The sequence below is a fragment of the Amycolatopsis sp. NPDC058986 genome (assembly GCF_042741125.1).
Classification (GTDB): domain Bacteria; phylum Actinomycetota; class Actinomycetes; order Mycobacteriales; family Pseudonocardiaceae; genus Amycolatopsis.
The window spans coordinates 260,708-280,172 of record NZ_JBHYJW010000002.1; the positions used below are offsets into that span (position 1 = coordinate 260,708).

The 19,465-nt window shown below is 69.2% G+C and carries 20 protein-coding genes; 13 read left to right on the forward strand and 7 right to left on the reverse strand.

Annotation, left to right across the window (positions count from 1 at the left end; genetic code table 11):
• Complete coding sequence (locus tag ACFW0G_RS03160; protein WP_378323025.1) at positions 1 to 606, reverse strand: TetR/AcrR family transcriptional regulator; 606 nt, start codon at positions 604 to 606, stop codon at positions 1 to 3.
• Positions 607 to 750: 144 nt separating this feature from the next.
• On the opposite strand from ACFW0G_RS03160, the gene ACFW0G_RS03165 reads away from it, so the two are divergent.
• From ACFW0G_RS03165 to ACFW0G_RS03185, 5 genes are all read left to right on the forward strand, one after another.
• Positions 751 to 1,350: a molybdopterin-dependent oxidoreductase gene (locus ACFW0G_RS03165; RefSeq protein ID WP_378323027.1), complete on the forward strand. Its 600-nt coding sequence runs from the start codon at positions 751 to 753 to the stop codon at positions 1,348 to 1,350.
• On the forward strand, positions 1,347 to 1,964 hold the full coding sequence (locus ACFW0G_RS03170) for a DUF2867 domain-containing protein (RefSeq protein ID WP_378323028.1): 618 nt from the start codon (positions 1,347 to 1,349) through the stop codon (positions 1,962 to 1,964). Before ACFW0G_RS03165 ends, ACFW0G_RS03170 begins: the two co-directional genes overlap by 4 nt.
• Positions 1,965 to 2,100: 136 nt before the next feature.
• The gene (locus ACFW0G_RS03175; RefSeq protein WP_378323029.1) at positions 2,101 to 2,721 is read left to right on the forward strand and encodes an NmrA family transcriptional regulator; all 621 of its coding nucleotides are present in this window, start codon (positions 2,101 to 2,103) and stop codon (positions 2,719 to 2,721) included.
• A gap of 267 nt (positions 2,722 to 2,988) precedes the next feature.
• On the forward strand, positions 2,989 to 3,477 hold the full coding sequence (locus ACFW0G_RS03180; protein ID WP_378323030.1) for a DinB family protein: 489 nt from the start codon (positions 2,989 to 2,991) through the stop codon (positions 3,475 to 3,477).
• A gap of 142 nt (positions 3,478 to 3,619) precedes the next feature.
• The gene (locus ACFW0G_RS03185; RefSeq protein WP_378323031.1) at positions 3,620 to 4,216 is read left to right on the forward strand and encodes a hypothetical protein; all 597 of its coding nucleotides are present in this window, start codon (positions 3,620 to 3,622) and stop codon (positions 4,214 to 4,216) included.
• A 49-nt stretch (positions 4,217 to 4,265) separates the two neighbouring features.
• Here the strand turns inward: ACFW0G_RS03185 and ACFW0G_RS03190 are convergent, their stop codons facing one another.
• Positions 4,266 to 4,961 carry a TioE family transcriptional regulator gene (locus ACFW0G_RS03190; RefSeq protein ID WP_378323131.1) on the reverse strand — a complete coding sequence of 232 codons (696 nt, stop codon included), beginning with the start codon at positions 4,959 to 4,961 and terminating at the stop codon, positions 4,266 to 4,268.
• Positions 4,962 to 5,073: 112 nt separating this feature from the next.
• Between ACFW0G_RS03190 and ACFW0G_RS03195 the strand changes: the two genes are divergently transcribed.
• Complete coding sequence (locus tag ACFW0G_RS03195; RefSeq protein ID WP_378323032.1) at positions 5,074 to 6,270, forward strand: erythromycin esterase family protein; 1,197 nt, start codon at positions 5,074 to 5,076, stop codon at positions 6,268 to 6,270.
• On the opposite strand, the gene ACFW0G_RS03200 is transcribed toward ACFW0G_RS03195, so the two are convergent.
• Positions 6,230 to 7,240 (reverse strand): helix-turn-helix transcriptional regulator, encoded by a 1,011-nt coding sequence (locus ACFW0G_RS03200; RefSeq protein WP_378323033.1) that lies wholly within the window; start codon positions 7,238 to 7,240, stop codon positions 6,230 to 6,232. The genes ACFW0G_RS03195 and ACFW0G_RS03200 overlap by 41 nt on opposite strands.
• 112 nt (positions 7,241 to 7,352) lie before the next feature.
• On the opposite strand from ACFW0G_RS03200, the gene ACFW0G_RS03205 reads away from it, so the two are divergent.
• The gene (locus ACFW0G_RS03205) at positions 7,353 to 7,757 is read left to right on the forward strand and encodes a VOC family protein (RefSeq protein WP_378323035.1); all 405 of its coding nucleotides are present in this window, start codon (positions 7,353 to 7,355) and stop codon (positions 7,755 to 7,757) included.
• Positions 7,758 to 7,902: 145 nt separating this feature from the next.
• Positions 7,903 to 8,493 carry a GNAT family N-acetyltransferase gene (locus ACFW0G_RS03210; RefSeq protein ID WP_378323132.1) on the forward strand — a complete coding sequence of 197 codons (591 nt, stop codon included), beginning with the start codon at positions 7,903 to 7,905 and terminating at the stop codon, positions 8,491 to 8,493.
• Positions 8,494 to 8,498: 5 nt separating this feature from the next.
• On the opposite strand, the gene ACFW0G_RS03215 is transcribed toward ACFW0G_RS03210, so the two are convergent.
• Positions 8,499 to 9,404, reverse strand: coding sequence for an NAD(P)-dependent oxidoreductase (locus ACFW0G_RS03215; protein ID WP_378323036.1), 906 nt, complete (start codon positions 9,402 to 9,404; stop codon positions 8,499 to 8,501).
• A 112-nt stretch (positions 9,405 to 9,516) separates the two neighbouring features.
• Here ACFW0G_RS03215 and ACFW0G_RS03220 point away from each other — a divergent pair, with 112 nt between their 5' ends.
• A complete protein-coding gene (locus tag ACFW0G_RS03220; protein WP_378323037.1) occupies positions 9,517 to 10,398 on the forward strand; it encodes a LysR family transcriptional regulator in 882 nt (293 codons plus the stop codon).
• A 6-nt stretch (positions 10,399 to 10,404) separates the two neighbouring features.
• Here ACFW0G_RS03220 and ACFW0G_RS03225 read toward each other — a convergent pair whose 3' ends face one another.
• Entirely contained in the window at positions 10,405 to 11,106 is a 702-nt protein-coding gene (locus ACFW0G_RS03225; RefSeq protein ID WP_378323038.1) for a TetR/AcrR family transcriptional regulator, read from the reverse strand.
• An 81-nt stretch (positions 11,107 to 11,187) separates the two neighbouring features.
• Here ACFW0G_RS03225 and ACFW0G_RS03230 point away from each other — a divergent pair, with 81 nt between their 5' ends.
• The 4 genes from ACFW0G_RS03230 (at position 11,188) to ACFW0G_RS03245 (ending at position 15,635) form a co-directional block, all read left to right on the forward strand.
• Positions 11,188 to 12,324, forward strand: coding sequence for an FAD-dependent oxidoreductase (locus tag ACFW0G_RS03230; protein ID WP_378323039.1), 1,137 nt, complete (start codon positions 11,188 to 11,190; stop codon positions 12,322 to 12,324).
• Between the two features lie 66 nt (positions 12,325 to 12,390).
• On the forward strand, positions 12,391 to 13,254 hold the full coding sequence (locus ACFW0G_RS03235) for an alpha/beta fold hydrolase (RefSeq protein ID WP_378323040.1): 864 nt from the start codon (positions 12,391 to 12,393) through the stop codon (positions 13,252 to 13,254).
• Between the two features lie 6 nt (positions 13,255 to 13,260).
• On the forward strand, positions 13,261 to 13,863 hold the full coding sequence (locus ACFW0G_RS03240; protein WP_378323041.1) for a TetR/AcrR family transcriptional regulator: 603 nt from the start codon (positions 13,261 to 13,263) through the stop codon (positions 13,861 to 13,863).
• 275 nt (positions 13,864 to 14,138) lie between these two features.
• On the forward strand, positions 14,139 to 15,635 hold the full coding sequence (locus tag ACFW0G_RS03245) for an alpha/beta fold hydrolase (RefSeq protein ID WP_378323042.1): 1,497 nt from the start codon (positions 14,139 to 14,141) through the stop codon (positions 15,633 to 15,635).
• 334 nt (positions 15,636 to 15,969) lie between these two features.
• Here the strand turns inward: ACFW0G_RS03245 and ACFW0G_RS03250 are convergent, their stop codons facing one another.
• A complete protein-coding gene (locus tag ACFW0G_RS03250) occupies positions 15,970 to 18,141 on the reverse strand; it encodes a 3-hydroxyacyl-CoA dehydrogenase NAD-binding domain-containing protein (protein WP_378323043.1) in 2,172 nt (723 codons plus the stop codon).
• A gap of 18 nt (positions 18,142 to 18,159) precedes the next feature.
• Positions 18,160 to 19,371: an acetyl-CoA C-acetyltransferase gene (locus ACFW0G_RS03255; RefSeq protein ID WP_378323044.1), complete on the reverse strand. Its 1,212-nt coding sequence runs from the start codon at positions 19,369 to 19,371 to the stop codon at positions 18,160 to 18,162.
• Positions 19,372 to 19,465 lie beyond the last annotated feature (94 nt).

Below are 19,465 nucleotides of genomic sequence, written 5' to 3' on the forward strand. Positions count from 1 at the left end.
TTACCCGGTAGCGACGGCTCGCACGCCGCGAAGGACGATGTCGAGTACGGCGTCGGACTCGGTGCGGGCGGCCTGTGGATCGGCGGCTCGGGCGATATACAGCGCTGCGCCGTAGAGGCCCCCAAGCGCGACGTGTGCCAATGGGTCGAGCGCAACATCCGGCAAGGCGGCGCTGTCCACCAGCGGGGTCAGCACGGTACGCAGCATCGGCAGCTCGACGCCTTCTAGGCCGCCTTCCCACGAGTTCGCGGCTTGCACCGCCACGCTGTCGATGATCACGATCCGCCGAAACGCCGGCTGCAAGCAGGCGTCGAGGAACGCGGACAAACCCGCCCGTACCGCGGCCCACGGCTCCTGTTCGGCCAGCGCCGCGGTCATCACGGCTTCGGCGGTTTCGTCCAGCACCACGTCATAGACCGCCTTGAACAGCGCGTCCTTACCGCTGAAGTGGTGATAGAGCGCACCCTTCGCGATACCGGCGCGCCGCACGATGTCGTCGATCGCGGTCGCCGCGTAGCCCTGTTCGACGAATCGCTCCCGCGCGATCCCGACCAGCAGCTCACGCGTGGCCTCCGCTTGCCGTTCCCGCAGCCGCTTGACACTCACCGGCCCGAGCATACAGACTGACTATCGGTCGGTGAACGACCGTCGGTCGGTTTGGGGGTTATGATGAAGACACTTCCGCCCGGGCAACGCCGCGTCGATGGATTTCCGCGCTTCGGGACACACCTGCACCGGCCGCCACCTCCCGTGCCCGAGAACCCCGCCATCGCCCTGAGCGGTGTGGTGCGCGGACGCCAGGAGGTGCGGCTGGCGGAACTGTCCCAGCTGCCCCGGCGTGAAATCGTCGCCGACTTCCATTGCGTAGCCGGCTGGACCGCGACCGACCTGCGTTGGGAAGGCGTGCGCTTCGCCAACTTCTATCGCCTGTTCGTCGAACCCGCGCTGGAGCCGGACACCACGGTCACTCACCTCGCGTTCGAAGGCCTCGACGAAGTCGCATCCGTGGTCGAGTTGCGCGACGCGCTCGCCGACGATGTCCTGCTGGCCGACCGGTTGAACGGACGACCTCTCGCCGGCGACCACGGTGCGCCGATACGGCTGATCTGCCCGGCGCGGTACGGCTACCTGAGCATCAAGCACCTTTGCCTCATCGAAGTGTGCTCGACCCTGCCGGTACACCGCCTCGGCGCCGGCGTCGTCGACCGGCTGATCGAAGCGCATCCGCGGGCGCGCGTCTGGCACGAGGAACGCCACGCCCGCATCGCCGGACGGCTGGTACGGCCGTTCTATCGCGCCCTCATCCGCCCGATCCGCTATCTCTGCTCGAAAGGAGCGCAAGACACATGAGAGCCTCCGACGACGCGCTGAAATCCCAGCGATGGATCATCGACGACATCGTCCACGACTTCGACGTCGAGGACGTCTGGGCCCTCCCCATCGAGGGTGGGCCCGACGACTTCGAGGTCGTCATCGACCTCATGCAATCCATCGACTTCCCCGGGTCGGCGCCGCTGCCGGTGCGCCTGCTGTGGGGCATTCGCGACCTGCTCGGCCGCATGTTCGGACTGGGGCGCATCTCGACATCAGCGGACGACGCCGGCGCCTGGCCGCCCGTGCCCGGAACCGACGAGCGGTCGCTGATCGGCCGGGTGCCGGCGGAACTCCGCACCACGGCAACGGATTCCCGCCTCGCGGACAAGCCATTCCGCCCGCTGTATCGCACCGGCACCGAGTTCGCCGACGAGATATCCAACCGCACGATGTACGGCGTGATGCACCTGGCCTGGGTGAAACAGGGCGACGGCCGGTATCAAGCCCACATGACCGTCTACGTCAAGCCACGCGGCGCCGTCGGCAAGGCGTACATGGCCTTCATCAAGCCGTTCCGCTACGCGATCATCTATCCGGCGCTCATGCGATACCTCGACCGGCTCTGGGCCGAACGACGCGGCGCACGCTAGCCCCGATCCCACGTGGACGGAGCGGTGATCTTCCGGGTCCGGCTCATCCAGCGGACGGAGAACACCACCGAGCGTTGCCGGAGCCGAAATCCCTGCCGCTACCCGCTATCGGGCGTCGCGCGGTGACAGGCGCCGGGTGATCCGGCCGAACAGCTCCGTCAGCGGCTCGCCGACCTCCCTGCCGGTGACGGCGGTGTCGCGGCACGCCGCGTCGGTACCGGACGGCGTCCGCCACGTGGTGGCCGACCTGACCGATCCCGCCGGCCTCGAACCCGCGCTGTCCGGGGCGAAGGCGTTGTACCTGCTGCTGCCGGGCGGCTTCGCCTCCAACGCCCTGTGGTGGGTCGAGTCCGTTCGCGCACAACAGGTCGTCGCCGCGCCCTTCGGCGACACCGAGGTGCCGATCATCGACCCGGCGGACATCGCCGAGGTCGCCGCGGCCTGCCTGCTGGACGACCGGCACACCGGCGGCGTGTACGAGTTGACCGGACCGGAGGTGATCACGCCGCGCCAGCAGACGGAGGCCATCGCCGCCGCGCTGGGCTCGCCGGTCCGGTTTCACGAGCTCACCCGCGAAGAGGCCAAAGCGGGCATGACGCAGAGCATGCCTGGCGAACTCGCCGACGACACCCTGGACATCCTCGGTTCGCCGAGCCCGGCCGAGTTGCGCGTCAGCCCGGACGTCCAGCGGGTCCTCGGCCGCGCCCCTCGCCCCTTCGCCGACTGGGCCGCCCGCAACATCGCCGCGTTCCGCTGAGTTCGAGGTCGGTTCGACGCGGAGTTCGCCGACTGCCTCGACGCGCCCGTCGGGGCACGATAGGGTGACGTCGTCAGCGCCGTTACCGGCGGCTGATCTCGACTGCGGTGTTTCGGTTCTGCCCGCGTCGACACGCTCCCCGCGCAGCAAAGCGGTAATACATCGCACGCCTCGGCGTCCCCACCTCGTTCGAGCTTCCGGACGCGCCGTGCCCGCTCACCAACCCCGCGTCGAACCGACCCCCGCACAGGAACGGAGTGAAAACCCATGAGTACCACCAGAATCACCAACGGCAGCGAACGAGAACTCCTCGAGAACATGCTCGATCGCAACCGCGAAGCCCTGATCGAGACCGCGCGCGGCCTTTCCGAAGCCGACGCCCGCCGCAGGCTCGTCGCTTCGCTGACGACACCGATCTCGGTGCTCAAGCATGCCGCGGCCGCCGAACGAATCTGGTTCCAGCGATTCTGGGCCGGTCTCGAAGAATCCGAATGCGACGGCTACTCGAAACGGGACGAAGGCACCTTCACCGTCACGGACGACGAGACCTTGGCCGACGTGATCGCCGAGTACGAACGCGCGAGCCGGCGATCACGGGAGATCGCCGCCCGCTTCGACCTCGACGACACCAAGGAAATCCCCCGGGAAGGAACGATCAGCCTGCGCTTCACGCTGCTCGCCATGATCGAAGAGTTCGCCCGGCACGCGGGACACGGCGACATTCTTCGCGAACAGATCGAGCACGCACCACAGTAAAGAACCGCGCGCCTGCGACTTCGGTGCCAGGGCACTTTTGCCGTGGTGGACGTGGGCTGGAGCGGACGACGCTTCCCTTGTCCTGTCGACGGGTTGGGAGGGGATGACGAAGGTGATGCGTCGGACAGCGAGATGGTGTGCCGTGGCGGCCGTGGTCGGGACCACGACATTGACCGGGGTGACGGACGCTTCGGCGGCGGACACGATGAACTGGGTCTATCGGGCCTACGGGTCCACTGTGGACAAGGCGGTTTCGGCCGTCCAGACGTTGAAGGCGACGTTCGGCGGAACCCGCTGCACCGGTGTCTCCGCAGGGGGCTCGCCGGTGGGCTTCGGCTTCGAGGCCGCTACGCAATGCCAGATCCCGAAGTTCAGCACCGAGAACATGCTGTACTGGGGCTTCGCGGCCAGCGGCAACACGGTGGACTCCGCGCAGGCCGCGGCACTCGAAATCGCACGCAAGTCGGGCGGGCCCGGCATCACGATGTGCTCCGCGTTCGGCGAGTCGATCAGCGTCGATGGCGGGGTCGCGATGTCCATCAGGTGCTACGTGGCCAAGATCGACGTCAGCCAGTACATGACCTGGGGTTACCAGGGGGCAGGCACCACAATAGATTCGGCGATGAACTCCGCGGTCGCCTTTATCGGGCCCGGCGACCGTTTCTGCACCGGTGGCGGTGCCAGTGCCACCCACGATGGCAACTGGAAAACCGGGATCCAGTGCTACACCCCGAAATAGCGCGGCCGGTCGTGCCGGTGTCCATGGTGACACCGGCACGCTCGCCCCGTCACGTCTGCTGGAGCAGGGTGAGGTAGGCGTCGAGCTGTGCCGCGCCGGCGAGAAGGTTGCGGCTGCGCAGGGTCAGCCTGTCCTGCCAGGAGTCCAGAAAGGCGCTCAACGCGTCCGCCCCGCCCGCTTCGCGCAGCGATTCGAGGAACTGCGCGACCTGGTGCAGCCGATAGCCGCCGCGGCGCAGCTGCCGGGCGATCTCGGCGTCGCGCACGCAGTCCGGCCCGTAGTGGCGATACCCCGTCGCGCGGTCGCGTTCGGGGTGCAGGATGCCTTCGGATTCCCAGGTGCGCAGTGTGGCCGGGTGCACGCCGAGCCGGTGCGCGAGTTCGCCCACGGTCAGCGGCCTGCCGTGGACGGGGGCGGGCGTCGTGGTGGACAGGCTGCTCAGAGCCGCCGCGACCTCGGTGCGGGTGCCGCGTTCGGCGAGCAGTTCGACGTGCGCGGCGTCGATGAGCCGGTAGGCGGATTCGGTGTCGCCCCGGTTGATCGCGCGCATGATCTCCATGGCCTGCTGATGCCCGTGGCCGCCGCGCAACGCGAGGAAGGCGCGGAGGGCCTGTGCGTGCAACGGTGTGTAGCGCCGGTAGCCGGACTCGCTGCGCCGGGTCGGCGGGAAGACGCCCGCGTCGTCGTAGTTGCGGATCGCCTGGGCGGACAACCCGTGTTCCCTGGCGAGGTCGATGGGCCGCAGCTCGCACCTCCGTTTGAGGCTTGGCTCTCGCTGACTCAGGTGGTCGTCGGAGAAGTTTCACTCGATTCTTCAACGATAGCGTCGATGGCAGTTCCTGAGGAAAGAGGTACTCATGTCACTGCGGGAGATCGGCCGCCCACTCGACGACCCGGCGAGCCTGGGCCGCGCACTCGACGAACTGCTCGCCACACGGGCCGAGCCGCCCGCCCTGTTCGCCCTCGGTGAGCCGGCGCACGGGGTCGAGGCGTTTCCGTTGCTGCGCAACGAAATCCTCGGCCGGCTGGTCGAACGGGGATATCGGTCGATCGCGCTGGAGACCGATGTCTTCGCCGCCTCCGTTGTCGACGACTACGTGGGTGGGGCCGCGATGGACCTCGACACGGTGCTCGCGACCGGGTTCAGCCACGGATTCGGTGACGTGCCGGGTAACCGTGAACTCGTCGAATGGCTCCGCGCGCACAATGCCGACCGGGCACCCTCGGACCGGGTTCGCTTCCACGGTTTCGACGCGCCGTTGGAGATCTCGAGCGCGCCGAGCCCTCGACGCGCACTGTTCTCGGTCAACGACTACCTGCCCTCGGCACTGCGGCCCGCGTCAGCCCGCGAACTCGACACGTTGCTCGGTGAGGACGCGGACTGGACGAACGAGGCAGCCGCGTTCGACCCGGCCGCGTCCATCGGCGACTCCGACCGCGTCCGCGCCTTGCGTCTCGTCGCGGACGACCTCGCCAGCGCGCTTCACCGCGCAGCGCCAGACCTCCGCTTCGCCGACCCAACCGGCTTCGCGCACGCCGTCGCGCACGCGCGCGCCGCTCAGGGTCTGCTGCGGTATCACGCGGCCATGGCCAACACGGCGCCCGATCGCGTCGCGACCCTGTTCGGCCTGCGCTCGGAGATGATGGCCGAGAATCTGCACGCGCTCGTCGCGCGGGAAGAGGGACACGGGCCGAGCCTGGTTTTCGCGCACAACGGCCTCCTGCAACGCCACACACCGACCGATGGCGACGCCGTGAGCTGGGGCAACCCCGGTGCACTCGTCGAGCTCACCCTCGGCGAGCGCTACCTGTTCGTCGCCACGGACGCCAGTCCCGAGAGCGAGCCGGAAACCCTCCAGCGCATGTTGGCCGAGGCGACCACCCGGCGCACTCTCTTCCCGGCAGCGGAACTGCGCGCCGCGCTTCCCGCGTCGATCGGCACGGCCGAACCCATGGTGCGCGGCCATCTCCCGCTGACTCAGGCGGACCTGTCCGGCGCCGACGCGGTCGTCTTCATCGCCGACACCGACGGGAAGCAGCATCAGTACTGGTAGCGGTATCCGGTATTTCCCCGGCGTGGCCGGACAGCCGAGTGGCCAGTGCTCGCACCAGCTCGCGGAGGGCTTCGGGCCGCTCGATGACGAACGGACGGTCGAGCGCGGCGAGCAACGGCGGAATCCAGTCGAGCCGCTGCGCCCGTATCCGGGCCCGTAGCCAAGTCCCGTCGATCTCCTCCAACAGGGCGACGGCAGGCGGGAAAGCGGAACGGATCTGCTCGGACGTCGCTTGGATCCGCACGGAAACCTCGTGCTGGTAAGGCGTTTCGGCGATCGCGGTCAGCACCCGCCCGGCGGAATCGAAACCGCTTGGCACGTCGAAGGTTCCGGCCCGCGGCTCGACGTTCGTGATCCGGTCGACACGGAAGGTGCGCACCTCACCACTGGCGGAGTCGAAGCCGGTCACGTACCACCGCCCGGAGTGCGCCACGATCCCGTACGGCTGGACGACGCGTTCGCTGGCACCGCCATGGCTTGCGGTGTAAGCGAGTTCGACCGGGCGACGATCCCGCGCCGCCTCCGCGACGGTGAGCAACACCTCGGCCTCCGCGGTGAGCGCGGGTCGTGCGGGCGCGGTGAAATCGGCGATCTCCAGCAACGCGTCGAGACGGCGTCCGACGGCTTCGGGCAGCACCCGCTGGACTTTCGCGGCCGCGCTCTCGGCGGCCGCGGCCGAGGTGGTGATCAGCCCGGCACGCCGTCCCGCGACCAGGCCGAGCAGGACGGCGAGCGCCTCCTCGCCGGTGAGCATCAGCGGGGGCATCCGATAGCCCGGGGCCAGGCGGTATCCGCCGTACCGTCCACGCACCGACCGGACCGGGATGTCCAGGTCGAGGAGGTGCTCGACGTAGCGGCGGACGGTGCGCTCGTCCACGTCGAGCCGCTCGGCGAGTTCGGCGACGGTCCGGGTGCCGCCGCTCTGGAGGATCTCCAGCAGGGTCAGCACACGGGCGATCGGGCGGGTCACGCAAAGATCCTCGCAATACCGGGCGGATCCTGTCCACTATTGCTTCTAGCGTGGCCGGTGTCCCTCGGAGGGCGGACTCAGACCGCCCCCGATCCCGTGGAAAGGATCCGCCGTGCAGTTCGTCTCCGTCCGTGTCATCAGCAACGACGTCGCCCGCCTCGCCGAGTTCTACGAGCAGGCGACCGGCATCGAGGCGCGGTGGCCCGCCGAACAGTTCGCCGAACTCGTCGGCCCGGCATGCACACTGGCGATCGGCAGCGCCCAGACGATGGCGCTGTTCAGCGCCGGAGCGGCTGTACCCGAGTCGAACCGGACCGCGATCCTCGAGTTCCTCGTCGAAGATGCCGACCGGGAGTACGAGCGGCTGACGAGCCTGGCCGTCGCGCCCGAGATCGTGCAGAAGCCGACCACGATGCCGTGGGGAAACCGGTCCCTGCTGTTCCGCGATCCCGACGGCAACCTGGTCAACTTCTTCACCCCGCGCACCGAAGACGCCCGCGCGAGGCTCGCCCGCTGACGGTCCCCGGACGGCGGAAAACCGAGACCCGTGCCGGCCCGACCCGGTAACATCTCCGCCGATGATCACGCAGCCAGCCCGCTCGGAACCGGTGGACCTGCACAGCCCGACGGCGATCACGACGCCGGACTGGACCGGGCGGAAGGTGCGGTTACGCGCGATCACCGCGGGGGACCATCGCACGCTGACCGGGTTCGACCGGGACGCGGCAGGCGATCCGTCCCCGCGGATCGGCGGTTACCGGCACTGGGCCGCGCATCGGGCCGACGCGGCCGCCGGTGACGACCGCCAGTTCGCGATCGAGACGCTGCGCGGCCGGATGCTCGTCGGGTCGTTGTGGATCACCGAAGCGGGCCCGTTTCCCGGCCGGTTCAGCTACGGCATCGGGATCGCGCCGCGGCATCGGCGTTGTGGTTACGCCGCGGACGCCGTCACCGTCGTGCTCGCGGTCATGTTCGGGCACGGCTACCAGAAGTGCGAAGTCAGCGTCTACGGCGGAAATCTCGCCTCACTCGCACTGCATGGCAGCCTCGGTTTCCGCGAGGAGGGCCGCCTGCGCGACCCCGAGCTGCTGCGCGGGGAAATCAAGTACCCGGTGACGATGGCGATCACCGCCCGCGAATTCGCCACGCTCCACCAGGATTTCCCCGCGTCGCAGTCATCTGTGGTCGCCGAACGGGGCCGTCACTGGCGACGCCGTCGAGGACGCCATTGGCGTGCTCAGCGCCTGAGCTGACTAGTTCACGCGGGCTGCTCCGGCCGCAGCGTGAGCCCGGAGCGGCGCGCCTGTTCCAGCACCAGCACGGCGAAGTCCTCGTCGTGGTAGCCCGCACCGACCACCGACGCGACGAGCTGGGCGGCGTTCGCCGCGATCGGCATGGGCACGCCGTGCTCGCGCGCCGCCGCGAGGCCGAGTTCGAGATCCTTGCTCAACAGGGGCGGGGTGAAGGTCGGCGTGAAGTCCAGTTCGGCCAGCGCGGCGGTCTTGGACCGGGTGAACCGCGAGCCCAGCACCGAATTGTTCAGGAACTCCAGGAACGCCGCCCGCGGGATGCCCGCCTTGTTCGCCAGCACGGTGACCTCCGACAGCGTCTGCGCGAGGACGCCGAGCAGGACGTTGTGACAGATCTTGACCAGCCGGGCCTCCTCCGCCTCGCCCACGTGGGTGGCCCCGGCACCCAGCCGGTCCAGCACCGGCCGGACTTCCGCGTACACGCTGCCAGGCCCGGACACGGCCAGCGTGGCCACGCCGTCCGCGACCCCGAACGGGTTACCGCTGACCGGAGCCGCGAGGAATTCCGTGCCCCGCTCGCGGGCGGCGTCACGCACCTCCGCCGATGCCTCGGCCGACACCGTCGAGCAATCGATCAGCACCTTCGGCGTTGTGTCGCCACGCAGCACCCCACCCTCGCCGGTGGTCACCGCCAGCAGGTCGGCGGACGCGGAGACCATGGTGAACACCAGATCCCGGTCGGCGAGGTCCACCGGCCGGTCCACCACCGTGGCACCGTCCGCGGCCAGTGCCTCGGCCTTGGCCCTGGTCCGGTTGCAGACGGCGACCGGGTACCCGGCGGCCAGCAGCCGCCGGACCAGCGCGGCGCCCATCCGTCCGGTGCCGATCCAGCCGATTCGCGGCATGTCGTTCATCGTCGGGCTCCCTTCACGTCAACGTTTCCTCCCTCGACTCTGCTCCGCGAGACCCATCACGTCCAACGAAAGATCGCGATACGACTCATCGCGATGCGCGATACTGAGGAGCGTGGAACTACGCCAGCTGGAGTACTTCGTCGCGGTCGCCGGGGAACTGAGCTTTTCGCGGGCCGCCCGGCGGACGCACACCGTCCAGTCCGCGGTGTCCGCCGCGGTCGCCCGGCTCGAACGCGAGCTGCGCGTGGAGCTGTTCGACCGCTCGAAACGCCAGATCGCGCTCACCCCGGCCGGGGCATCGCTGCTACCCGAGGCGAAAGCGACACTGGAGGCGAGCCGCCGGGCCCGCGACAGCGTGTCCGGCGACCGCGGGCAGCTGCAGGGCACGGTTCTGCTGGGGATGCTCATGTCCACCGGGCCGGTGGACCTGCCCGCCGCGCTCGGGCGCTTCCACCGGGAGCATCCGCGCGTGACCGTCCAATTGCGACAGTCCGCGACCGGTTCGGCGGGACACCTCCGCGCCGTCGCCGACGGCACGCTCGATCTGGCCCTGCTCTCGCATTCCGGACCCGCACCGTCCACTGTGGAGCTTCGTCGGCTCGCGGAGGAACCGATGCACCTCGTCTGCCGCCCCGATCACCGGTTCGCCCGGCGTCGTCGCGTGGCCGTCCCGGAACTCGCCGAAGAGACGTTCATCGACTTCGCGCCCGGCTGGGGCAACAGGGCAGCCACCGACGCCGCGTTCCGCGCCGCGGGACTCACCCGGGCGGTCCCGTTCGAGGTCGCCGACTACGCCACGGTCGCCGGCCTGATCCGGCACGGCCTCGGCATCGCCCTGATGCCCGCCACCGCCGCGGGACGGCAGAGCGGCCTGAAAGCCGTCCCCGTCACCGAACCCGTGCTGACCTGGACGATGGCGCTGGCCCTGCGCACCGGCCACCTCTCCCCCGCCGCGGCGGCGCTGGCCGGGGAGTTCCGCGTCCCCTCCCGATAAGTACGCCTAGCGCCCGGGCAGGTGGAGCGCGGCGATCCCGGCGAGCACGAGATCGATCCCGGCGAGGAACTGCTCGCGGTCGTCGTGCTCGCGCAGTTGCTCCGCGACGGCACGGGTGACCGGGTAGTCGTCGGGGTCGAGTTCTTCCCAGGCCTTCGCCACCGCGCCGAGGAACTCGGCACGGTCCACATCGGACTCCACGCCGCGGGCGTTCACCGCGTTCTGGCCGGCGGCGCCGAGGATGTAGTGCATCAGCGCTGAACTCGCCGTGAACCAGTTGCCTTCGGGCACACCCAGCGCGCGGACCTGCCTGCCGATGCTTTCGAAGATCCGCGGCGCCACCGGCCCCCCGGGGCCACGGGAGAGCTGGGTGGCGAGCTGCGTGACCAGCCACGGATGGTCGTCGATCGCGTCGAACAGGCCGAACGCGACGGCGCGGATCCCGTCCCGCGGATCGCCCGGGGGCTCGGCGGGCTCGACAGCCAGCGCGGCGACGATGACGGCTTCGGTCGCGGCGTCGAGCAGTTCGCCCTTGTTCGCCACATGCCAGTAGATCGCCCCGGGCCCGGTCGCGAGGCGCTGGGTCAGCACCCGGAACGTCAGCCCGCCCTCGCCCTCCGCGTCGAGCAGCTCGATGGCGGCCTCGACGATGCGCTCACGGGAGAGCGCCTCCGTGCGCCGCTGTGACCGGCGTGCCCGCGTTGCCATGCCCCCATCTTGACATATCTGGAATGCCGTTCCAACATGAGGACTGGAACGGCATTCCATAACTTCTCGAAGGAGCTCACGATGCACACCCCCGTCACGATCGTCGGCGCCGGACTCGGCGGCCTCGCGCTCGCTCGCGTCCTGCACGTCAACGGAATCCCGGCCACGGTCTACGAGGCGGAACCCTCACCGACCGCACGCGCGCAGGGCGGGATGCTCGACATCCACGACTACAACGGCCAGCTCGCCGTCGAGGCGGCAGGCCTGATGGACGAGTTCCGCGACCTCATCCTGGAGGGCCGTCAGCAGCAGCGGGTCCTCGACCGGGACGGAACCGTCCTGTTCGACCAGGCCGACGACGGCACGGGCGGCCGTCCCGAGGTGCAGCGCAGTGCGCTACGGCAGATGCTGCTCGACTCGCTCCCGACCGGCACTGTCCACTGGGGACACAAGGCCACCGGTGTTCGCACCCTTGACGAGGGCCGTCACGAGGTGACTTTTGCCGACGACAGCGCCATTGTCACGAGTCTGTTGGTCGGTGCCGACGGCGCGTGGTCGAAGGTCCGGCCGCTGCTGTCCGGCGCGGTACCCGAATACACCGGCATGTCGGTCGTCGAGACGTATCTGTACGAGGCGGACATCCGGCATCCGGCCACGGCGAAAGCGGTCGGCGGCGGGTCGATGTGCGCACTCGCGCCGGGCAAGGGGATCCAGGCGCACCGCGAGAGCGGGGACACCCTGCACACCTACGTGGCACTCACCAGACCACTGGACTGGTTCGCCGCCATCGATTTCACCGATCCCGCCGCGACGATCGCCCGGATCATGCGGGAATTCGACGGCTGGGCACCGGAACTCACCGCGCTGCTCACCGACGGCGACACCCCGCCGGTCCTGCGCCCGCACTACGCCCTGCCCGTCGAGCACCGGTGGGATCGAGCGCCGGGGGTGACCCTGATCGGCGACGCCGCCCATCTCGCGGCCCCGAACGGCGAAGGCGCCAACCTGGCCATGCTCGACGGCGCCGAGCTCGGCAAAGCCCTCGCCGCGCAGCCCGGCGACGTCGAAACAGCACTCGCCGAATACGAGCGAGCCATGTTCCCCCGCAGCGCCGAAGCCGCCGCCGACGGCACCGAGTTGCTCCAGAAGATCATGTACGGCGCCGATGCACCCCACAGCATGGTCGACCTGTTCACCAGCCACGAACGGACCGACTGAACCGCGCGCATTTACATACATACACCATGTATGTAAGGTGGGCCGTACCGATCCGAGGAGGGCGCCATGCTCGAACGCACCGGTCAGGTACAGCTCGGCCAGGGCACGCTGGACTACGTGGACACCGGCTCCGGCCGTCCGGTGGTCTTCGTGCACGGGCTGCTGGTGAACGCGGACCTCTGGCGGGCGGTCGTGCCCGCGGTCGCCGAAGCCGGGTTCCGCTGCCTCGCGCCGGACTGGCCGCTCGGCGCGCACCGGCGGCCGCTGGCGCCGGACGCGGACCTCACGCCGTCCGGGGTCGCGAAGCTGATAGCCGAATTCCTCGCCGCGCTCGACCTGCGTGACGTGCTGGTGGTGGCCAACGACACCGGCGGCGCGCTCACGCAGATCCTGATGGCGAACCATCCCGAGCGGATCGCCGGTGTGGTGCTCACGCCGTCGGACTCGTTCGAGCACTTCTTTCCGCCGATCTTCGCGCCGCTCCCCCGGCTCGCGAAGGTCCCGGGGACCATGGGAGTGCTGGCCGCCGCGTTGCGCAGCAAGTTCGTCCGCTCACTCCCGATCGGCTTCGGCTGGGTGGCGAAGCGGCCGGTCCCGATGGACGCGGTCCACTCGTACATCGACCCCGCGTGGCGGTCGGCGGGGGTCCGGCGGGATCTCCGGAAGTTCCTGCGCGGGGTAGACAAGCGATACACCCTCGAGGCGGCGGAGAAGCTGCGCGAGTTCCGCCGTCCGGTACTGCTGGCGTGGGCCTCGGAGGACAAGCTGTTCCCGCTTTCGCTGGCCAACCGCCTGCTGGAGGTGCTCCCGGACGCCCGGCTGACCGAGATCGGCGACAGCTACACGTTCGTTCCGGAGGACCGGCCCGACAAGCTGAACGAGCTGATCATCGGGTTCGCGCGAGAGAGGGTTTCCGCCTTGGCAGACTGATGGGCCATGCGCCGCAGTCAGCACGATCGCTCCAGTAGCACCCGGTCCGCCCTGACCACCGCCGCCCGCGCGCTCTTCGCCGCGCGCGGCTACCACGCGGTGCCCGCCGACGAGATCGTGCGCGCCGCCGGGGTCACGCGGGGCGCGCTCTACCACCACTACGCCGACAAGCAGGCGCTGTTCCGGGACGTGGTGATCGAGGTGGAGACCGAGTTCACCGGCGAGATCACCGCCCTGCTGGACAACGCCCCCGACCTCACGACCGGACTGCTCACCGGGCTCAAAGCGTTCCTGGACATCTGCGACCGTCCGGAGATGCGCCGGATCATCCTGATCGACGCGCCCGCCGTGCTCGGCTGGGCGGACTGGCGCGCCATCGAAGCCGAGCACGGCCTCGGCGTGCTCGTCGAAACCCTCACCCGCGCCGTCGACGAAGGCCTCATCCCCCCACAGCCCGTCGACGTGCTGGCCCGGCTCATCCTCAGCGCGCTCATCGAGGCCGCCCTCGTCATCGCGTCGGCTGACGATCCCGCCCAGGCGAGAGCCGACGCCGAGCACTCACTCGGCCTGTGGTTCGCGGGCATTCTCACCCCACCCCCGGAAGGGTGAGACCGGCCCGCGAACCCGCCGCGAACGGCGCGTTCGGGGCGATCCACGTCTCGAACGCGCCGTTCGGGACATCGAGCGACGCTGTAGGCATCCCTCGGCACCTCCCCCACTCTTCGAGTGTGAGTGCGGCCACAAGTCCCCTCGACGAGAACCTGCGCGCGTTCCGTCTCGACTTCCCAAATGGACACCGCGGACCGGCTCGGCCAGGATCCGTTGGTGGACAAGCGGTTTCCCGCTGCTGGTAGGCGGCACCGGGTCCGGCCGAGGAGGATGGCATGTTCTTGCGCAAGATGGCGGCGGTGACCGGCGCGGCAGTGGCGGTTCTCGGGGTCGCCACGCCTGCCGAGGCGGCGTCGCCGTCGCTGAACTGGGCACCGTGCACGAAGCTCGCACCATCGTGGCCGGAGAAAGCCGGTACGAGCGCCGAATGCGCGACGGTGACCGTGCCGGTCGACTACGCCCATCCGGACGGGCGTACGACGGGGATCGCGGTGGACCGGATCCCCGCGTCCGATCCGGCACACCGGCGCGGCGTGCTCGTGCTGAACCCCGGCGGGCCGGGCGGCACCGGGATGGCGATGCCCGAGATGATCCGGACCAGCAAGCTCGGCGAGCTGGCTAAGTACTACGACCTGGTGAGCTTCGATCCGCGGGGCACCGGCTACAGCGGGCAGATCGACTGCTCGATCGCCGGCAGGCCGCAGCCACCGGGAGAGTCCGAAAAGGACAAGGTGCTCGGCCGGATCCGCTGGCACGCCGGAAAATTCGGCGACTGCGCGGCGAAGGACCCGGAGTTCACCAGCAGCCTCGGCGCGGTCACCATCGCACGGGATGTCGACCGGATCCGGCAGGCGCTGGGTGAGGACAAGATCGACTACTTCGGCGTTTCCTGGGGTACCGCGCTGGGTGCCGCCTACCGCAGCCTGTTCGACGGGCACGTGGGCCGGATGGCCATCGATTCGGTGCTGCCCCCGGACTTGGACCTGGACCGGATCGACGCGGCGGCGACGAAGGCGGTCGAGGACGATGCACACCGGTTCTCCGGCTGGATGGCCGAGCGCGATGCCGTGCTCCACCTGGGCACGACCGCCGATCAGGTGTTCGCCACCGGGATCGCGCTCCGGGACGAGCTTGCGGCGCATCCTCGCCAGGTCGTCCAGAATGGACACACGTACACCGTGGACGGGATCTGGGTGGCCAGCCAGCTGAGTACTACTTCGACGCGCTGGGGGTACGCCGCGTCGGCGCTCGCCGCCCTACGCGCGGGGAAGAACCCGCCCGCGGACCCGGGCGATTCGAACGCGGCCACCACGGGACTGAGCTGGGACGAGAAACGCCCGACCACGCTGAACGGGTTCGTGCAGCACGCGGTCAACTGCGCCGATGCCACCGGTACGCGTGATCTGGAAGAGATGTGGCGCGGCTTCACCAAGCTGCGGGCGCAGTACCCGGTGGCCACCACCGGCAGCGAGCCCGTCTACTCCGGCAGCTGCGTGAACTGGCCGTACGCCGGAAAAAACGTGGACTACCGGCGCGGCCACAGCCGGCTGCAGCTCATCGCGCACCGCTACGAGTCCGTGACGCCCTACCAAGGTGCGCTCGACATGCGGCAGCGCGTGGGTGGCTCGGTGCTGACCGTGGACGACGACGCACACGGATCGCTGATAAACCTTCCGTGCGCGAGCAAGGTGGTGCGGTTCTTCGAGACCGGGCAGCCCGCTGTCGGTAGCTGCGACGGCGCGCCGATCGCGGAGCCGCAACCGGTGTCGTGAAGCGTCCGCGACGTTGCGGCCGATGTCACCGCCGTAGTCGATCGTGCCGGTGACGCCCTCGATGTACTTGTTGGTCTGCCTGGTGTCCGGACGAAGGTGTGGATCGCGGTGTTCTCGCGCCATACCGCATCCGGCGTCATGCGGGATGGTCACAGCCGTCTCGCGCGCCGGGAGCGCGGTTCGTCATCTGCGCCGACAAGGGGGCGTTCCGTTATCGGCGGGAACGATCTCGCTCAGGTATACGAATGCCGTTATGCCACAAGGGTTAACGAAAGGGCCCGTCTCGCGTGAAGTGCGAGACGGGCCCTTCGGTGCGTCCTATCGGACTAACGGGCTATTCGTAGATCTCACCCTTGGCCGCTTTGTCCACAAGGGACTGTGGCGGGGTGAAGTGGTCGCCGTAGCGCTCGGCCAGCTCGCGGGCGCGGTCGACGAAGCCCTGCAGGCCACCGGAGTACTGGTTGATGTACTGGATGACACCACCGGTCCAGGCCGGGAACCCGATGCCGAAGATCGACCCGATGTTCGCGTCCGCGACCGAGGTCAGCACACCCTCGTCGAAGCACTTCACCGTTTCGAGCGCCTCGGCGAAGAGCATCCGCTCCTTGAGGTCCTCGAACGGGACGTCGGCGGAACCGGACTTGAACGCGTCCCGCAGCCCCGGCCACAGCCCGGTCCGCTTGCCCGCCTCGTCGTACTCGTAGAACCCGGCGCCGGTGGACCGGCCCTTGCGGTCGTAATCGTCGAGCATCTTGTCGATGACGGCCTCGGAGGCGTGCGCCGTCCAGGTGCCACCGGCCGCCTCGATGGCTTCGCGGGTCTCCTTGCGGATCTTGCGCGGCAGCGTCAGGGTCAGCTCGTCCATCAGCTGCAGCGGCGGCGCCGGGTAGCCGGCCTGCGAACCCGCCTGCTCGATCGACGCCGGCTCGACGCCCTCGCCCAGCGCGGCGACGGCCTCGTTGATGAAGGTGCCGATCACGCGCGAGGTGAAGAAGCCACGGCTGTCGTTGACGACGATCGGCGTCTTCTTGATCTGCAGGGTGTAGTCGAAGACCTTCGCCAGCGTGGCCGGGGAGGTCTTCTCGCCGCAGATGATCTCGACCAGCGGCATCTTGTCCACCGGCGAGAAGAAGTGGATGCCGATGAAGTCCTCGGTCCGCTGCACGCCCTCGGCGAGCGAGGTGATCGGCAGCGTCGAGGTGTTCGAGCCGAGCACGGCGTCCGGGTTGACGACGCTCTCGATCTCCTGGAACACCTTGTGCTTGAGCTCGACGCTCTCGAACACGGCCTCGATCACGAAGTCGACCCCGGCGAAGTCCTCCGCCTTGGCGGTCGGCGTGATCTTCGCCAGCAGCGCGTCCGACTTCTCCTGCGTGGTCTTGCCGCGGGAGAGTGCCTTCTCCTCCAGCTTGACCGCGTAGCCCTTGCCCTTTTCGGCGGCTTCCTGCGTGACGTCCTTGAGCACGACGTCGATCCCGGCCTTCGCCGAGACGTACGCGATCGCCGCGCCCATCATCCCGGCGCCGATGACACCGACCTTCTTGGCGGTGTACTTCTCGAAACCGTCCGGACGGGAGCCGCCGGAGTTGATGGTCTGCAGGTCGAAGAAGAACGCCTTCGTCATGTTCTTCGCGACCTGGCCGGTGGCGAGGCTGATGAAGTAGCGCGTCTCGACCAGCAGCGCGGTGTCGACGTCGACCGTCGCACCCTCGATGGCCGCGGAGAGGATCGCGCGCGGCGCGGGCATGTTCGCGCCCTTGATCTGCTTGCGCAGGTTCGCCGGGAACGCGGGCAGGTTCGCCGCGAAGCTCGGGTTCGACGGGCTGCCACCGGGGATCTTGTAGCCCTTGACGTCCCACGGCTGGACGCCGCCCTCGGGGTTGGCCTTGATCCACGCCTTCGCCGCGGGCACCAGTTCTTCAACGGTGCCAACGAGTTCGTGCACCAGACCGAGTTCGAGAGCCTTGGCGGGGCGGTGCCGCTGGCCCTGCAGCAGGACGTTCAGCAGCGCGCTCTGGATGCCGAGCAGGCGGACGGTGCGGACCACGCCACCGCCGCCGGGGAGCAGGCCGAGGGTGACCTCGGGGAGGCCGATCTGGCTGCCCTTGACGTCGGCCGCGATGCGATGGTGCGTCGCGAGCGCCAGCTCCAGACCGCCGCCGAGCGCGGCGCCGTTGATCGCGGCGACGACCGGCTTGCCGAGCTGCTCGAGCCGGCGCATCTGCCCCTTCATCAGGGAGCTGCTCTTGGTGATCTCGGCCGCGTGCTCCGGCTGCGCCTGGATCAGGTCCTTGAGGTCGCCACCGGCGAAGAAGGTCTTCTTCGCCGAGGTCAGCACGACACCGGTGATGGTGTCCTTTTCGGACTCCAGCCGGTCGACGACCACGCCGAGCGACTCGCGGAAGTCGGCGTTCATCGTGTTCGCGGACTGCTTGGGGTCGTCCAGGGTCAGCACGACGATGCCGTCGGCGTCCTGTTCCCAGCGGATGGTTTTCGCTTCAGCCATGTCTTGTCCTCAGATCCCTCAGACCCGCTCGATGATGGTCGCGACGCCCATGCCGCCGCCGATGCACAGCGTCACCAGCGCGCGGCGCGCCTGGCGGCGTTCCAGCTCGTCCACCACGGTGCCGACCAGCATCGCGCCGGTGGCGCCAAGCGGGTGGCCCATCGCGATCGCGCCGCCGTTGACGTTGACCTTCTCCTCCGGCAGGTTCAGGTCCTTGATCCACTTGAGCACGACGGAGGCGAAGGCCTCGTTGAGCTCCCACAGGTCGATGTCGTCCGGGGTCAGCCCGGCCTTGTCGAGGACCTTCTGGGTCGCCGGGGTCGGGCCGGTGAGCATGATCGTCGGCTCGGAGCCGATCGACGCGGTCGCCACGATGCGGGCGCGCGGGGTCAGGCCGAAGGTCTTGCCGACCTGCTCGTTGCCGACCAGCACGAGCGCGGCGCCGTCCACGATGCCCGAGGAGTTCCCGCCGGTGTGGACGTGGTTGATCTTCTCGACCTGGTGGTACTTCTGCAGCGCGACGGCGTCGAAGCCACCCAGCTCGCCGATGCCGGCGAAGGCGGGCTTGAGCTTGCCGAGGCCTTCGATGGTGGAGCCGGGGCGGCGGTGCTCGTCGTGGTCGAGCACAGTGACGCCGTTGATGTCCTTCACCGGTACGACGGACTTCGCGAAGTAACCGCCGGACCAGGCGGCCTCGGCCTTGTCCTGCGAGCGCACGGCCCAGGCGTCGACGTCCTCGCGGGAGAAGCCCTCGATCGTCGCGATCAGGTCGGCGCCGGTGCCCTGCGGGACGATGTAGTTGTCGTAGGCGGTGGCCGGGTCCATGAACAGCGCGCCGCCGTCCGAGCCCATCGGCACCCGCGACATCGACTCGACACCACCGGCGATGATCAGCTGGTCCCAGCCGGAGGCGACCTTCTGCGCGGCGGTGTTGGTGGCTTCCAGGCCGGAGGCGCAGAAGCGGTTGAGCTGCACGCCCGCGACGGTCTCGGGCAGGCCCGCGTTCAGCGCGGCGGTCCGGGCGATGACCGCGCCCTGCTCGCCCACCGGGGAGACGACGCCGAGCACGATGTCGTCGATCGCCGCCGGGTCGAGGTTCGGGTGGCGGACCTTCAGCTCGTTGATCAGGCCGACCACGAGGTCGACCGGCTTGGTGCCGTGCAGGGCACCACCCTTGTTCTTGCCGCGAGGCGTGCGAATCGCCTCGTAGATGTAGGCCTCGCTACTCACTGAACACTCCTCCGCGCAGGGCGTGGTTGGTACTTCGTTGTATCCGCACCTGGATCATACTGCCGGGTAGGTGCTAATGCCGATTAACATATGC

Coding starts and splice junctions, on each gene's coding strand:
- ACFW0G_RS03215 (WP_378323036.1), bottom strand. CDS start 9,404: ATGAACGACATGCCGCGAATCGGCTGGATCGGCACCGGACGGATGGGC.
- ACFW0G_RS03235 (WP_378323040.1), top strand. CDS start 12,391: ATGCTCGAACGCACCGGTCAGGTACAGCTCGGCCAGGGCACGCTGGAC.
- ACFW0G_RS03245 (WP_378323042.1), top strand. CDS start 14,139: ATGTTCTTGCGCAAGATGGCGGCGGTGACCGGCGCGGCAGTGGCGGTT.
- ACFW0G_RS03250 (WP_378323043.1), bottom strand. CDS start 18,141: ATGGCTGAAGCGAAAACCATCCGCTGGGAACAGGACGCCGACGGCATC.
- ACFW0G_RS03230 (WP_378323039.1), top strand. CDS start 11,188: ATGCACACCCCCGTCACGATCGTCGGCGCCGGACTCGGCGGCCTCGCG.
- ACFW0G_RS03240 (WP_378323041.1), top strand. CDS start 13,261: ATGCGCCGCAGTCAGCACGATCGCTCCAGTAGCACCCGGTCCGCCCTG.
- ACFW0G_RS03180 (WP_378323030.1), top strand. CDS start 2,989: ATGAGTACCACCAGAATCACCAACGGCAGCGAACGAGAACTCCTCGAG.
- ACFW0G_RS03195 (WP_378323032.1), top strand. CDS start 5,074: ATGTCACTGCGGGAGATCGGCCGCCCACTCGACGACCCGGCGAGCCTG.
- ACFW0G_RS03225 (WP_378323038.1), bottom strand. CDS start 11,106: ATGGCAACGCGGGCACGCCGGTCACAGCGGCGCACGGAGGCGCTCTCC.
- ACFW0G_RS03170 (WP_378323028.1), top strand. CDS start 1,347: ATGAGAGCCTCCGACGACGCGCTGAAATCCCAGCGATGGATCATCGAC.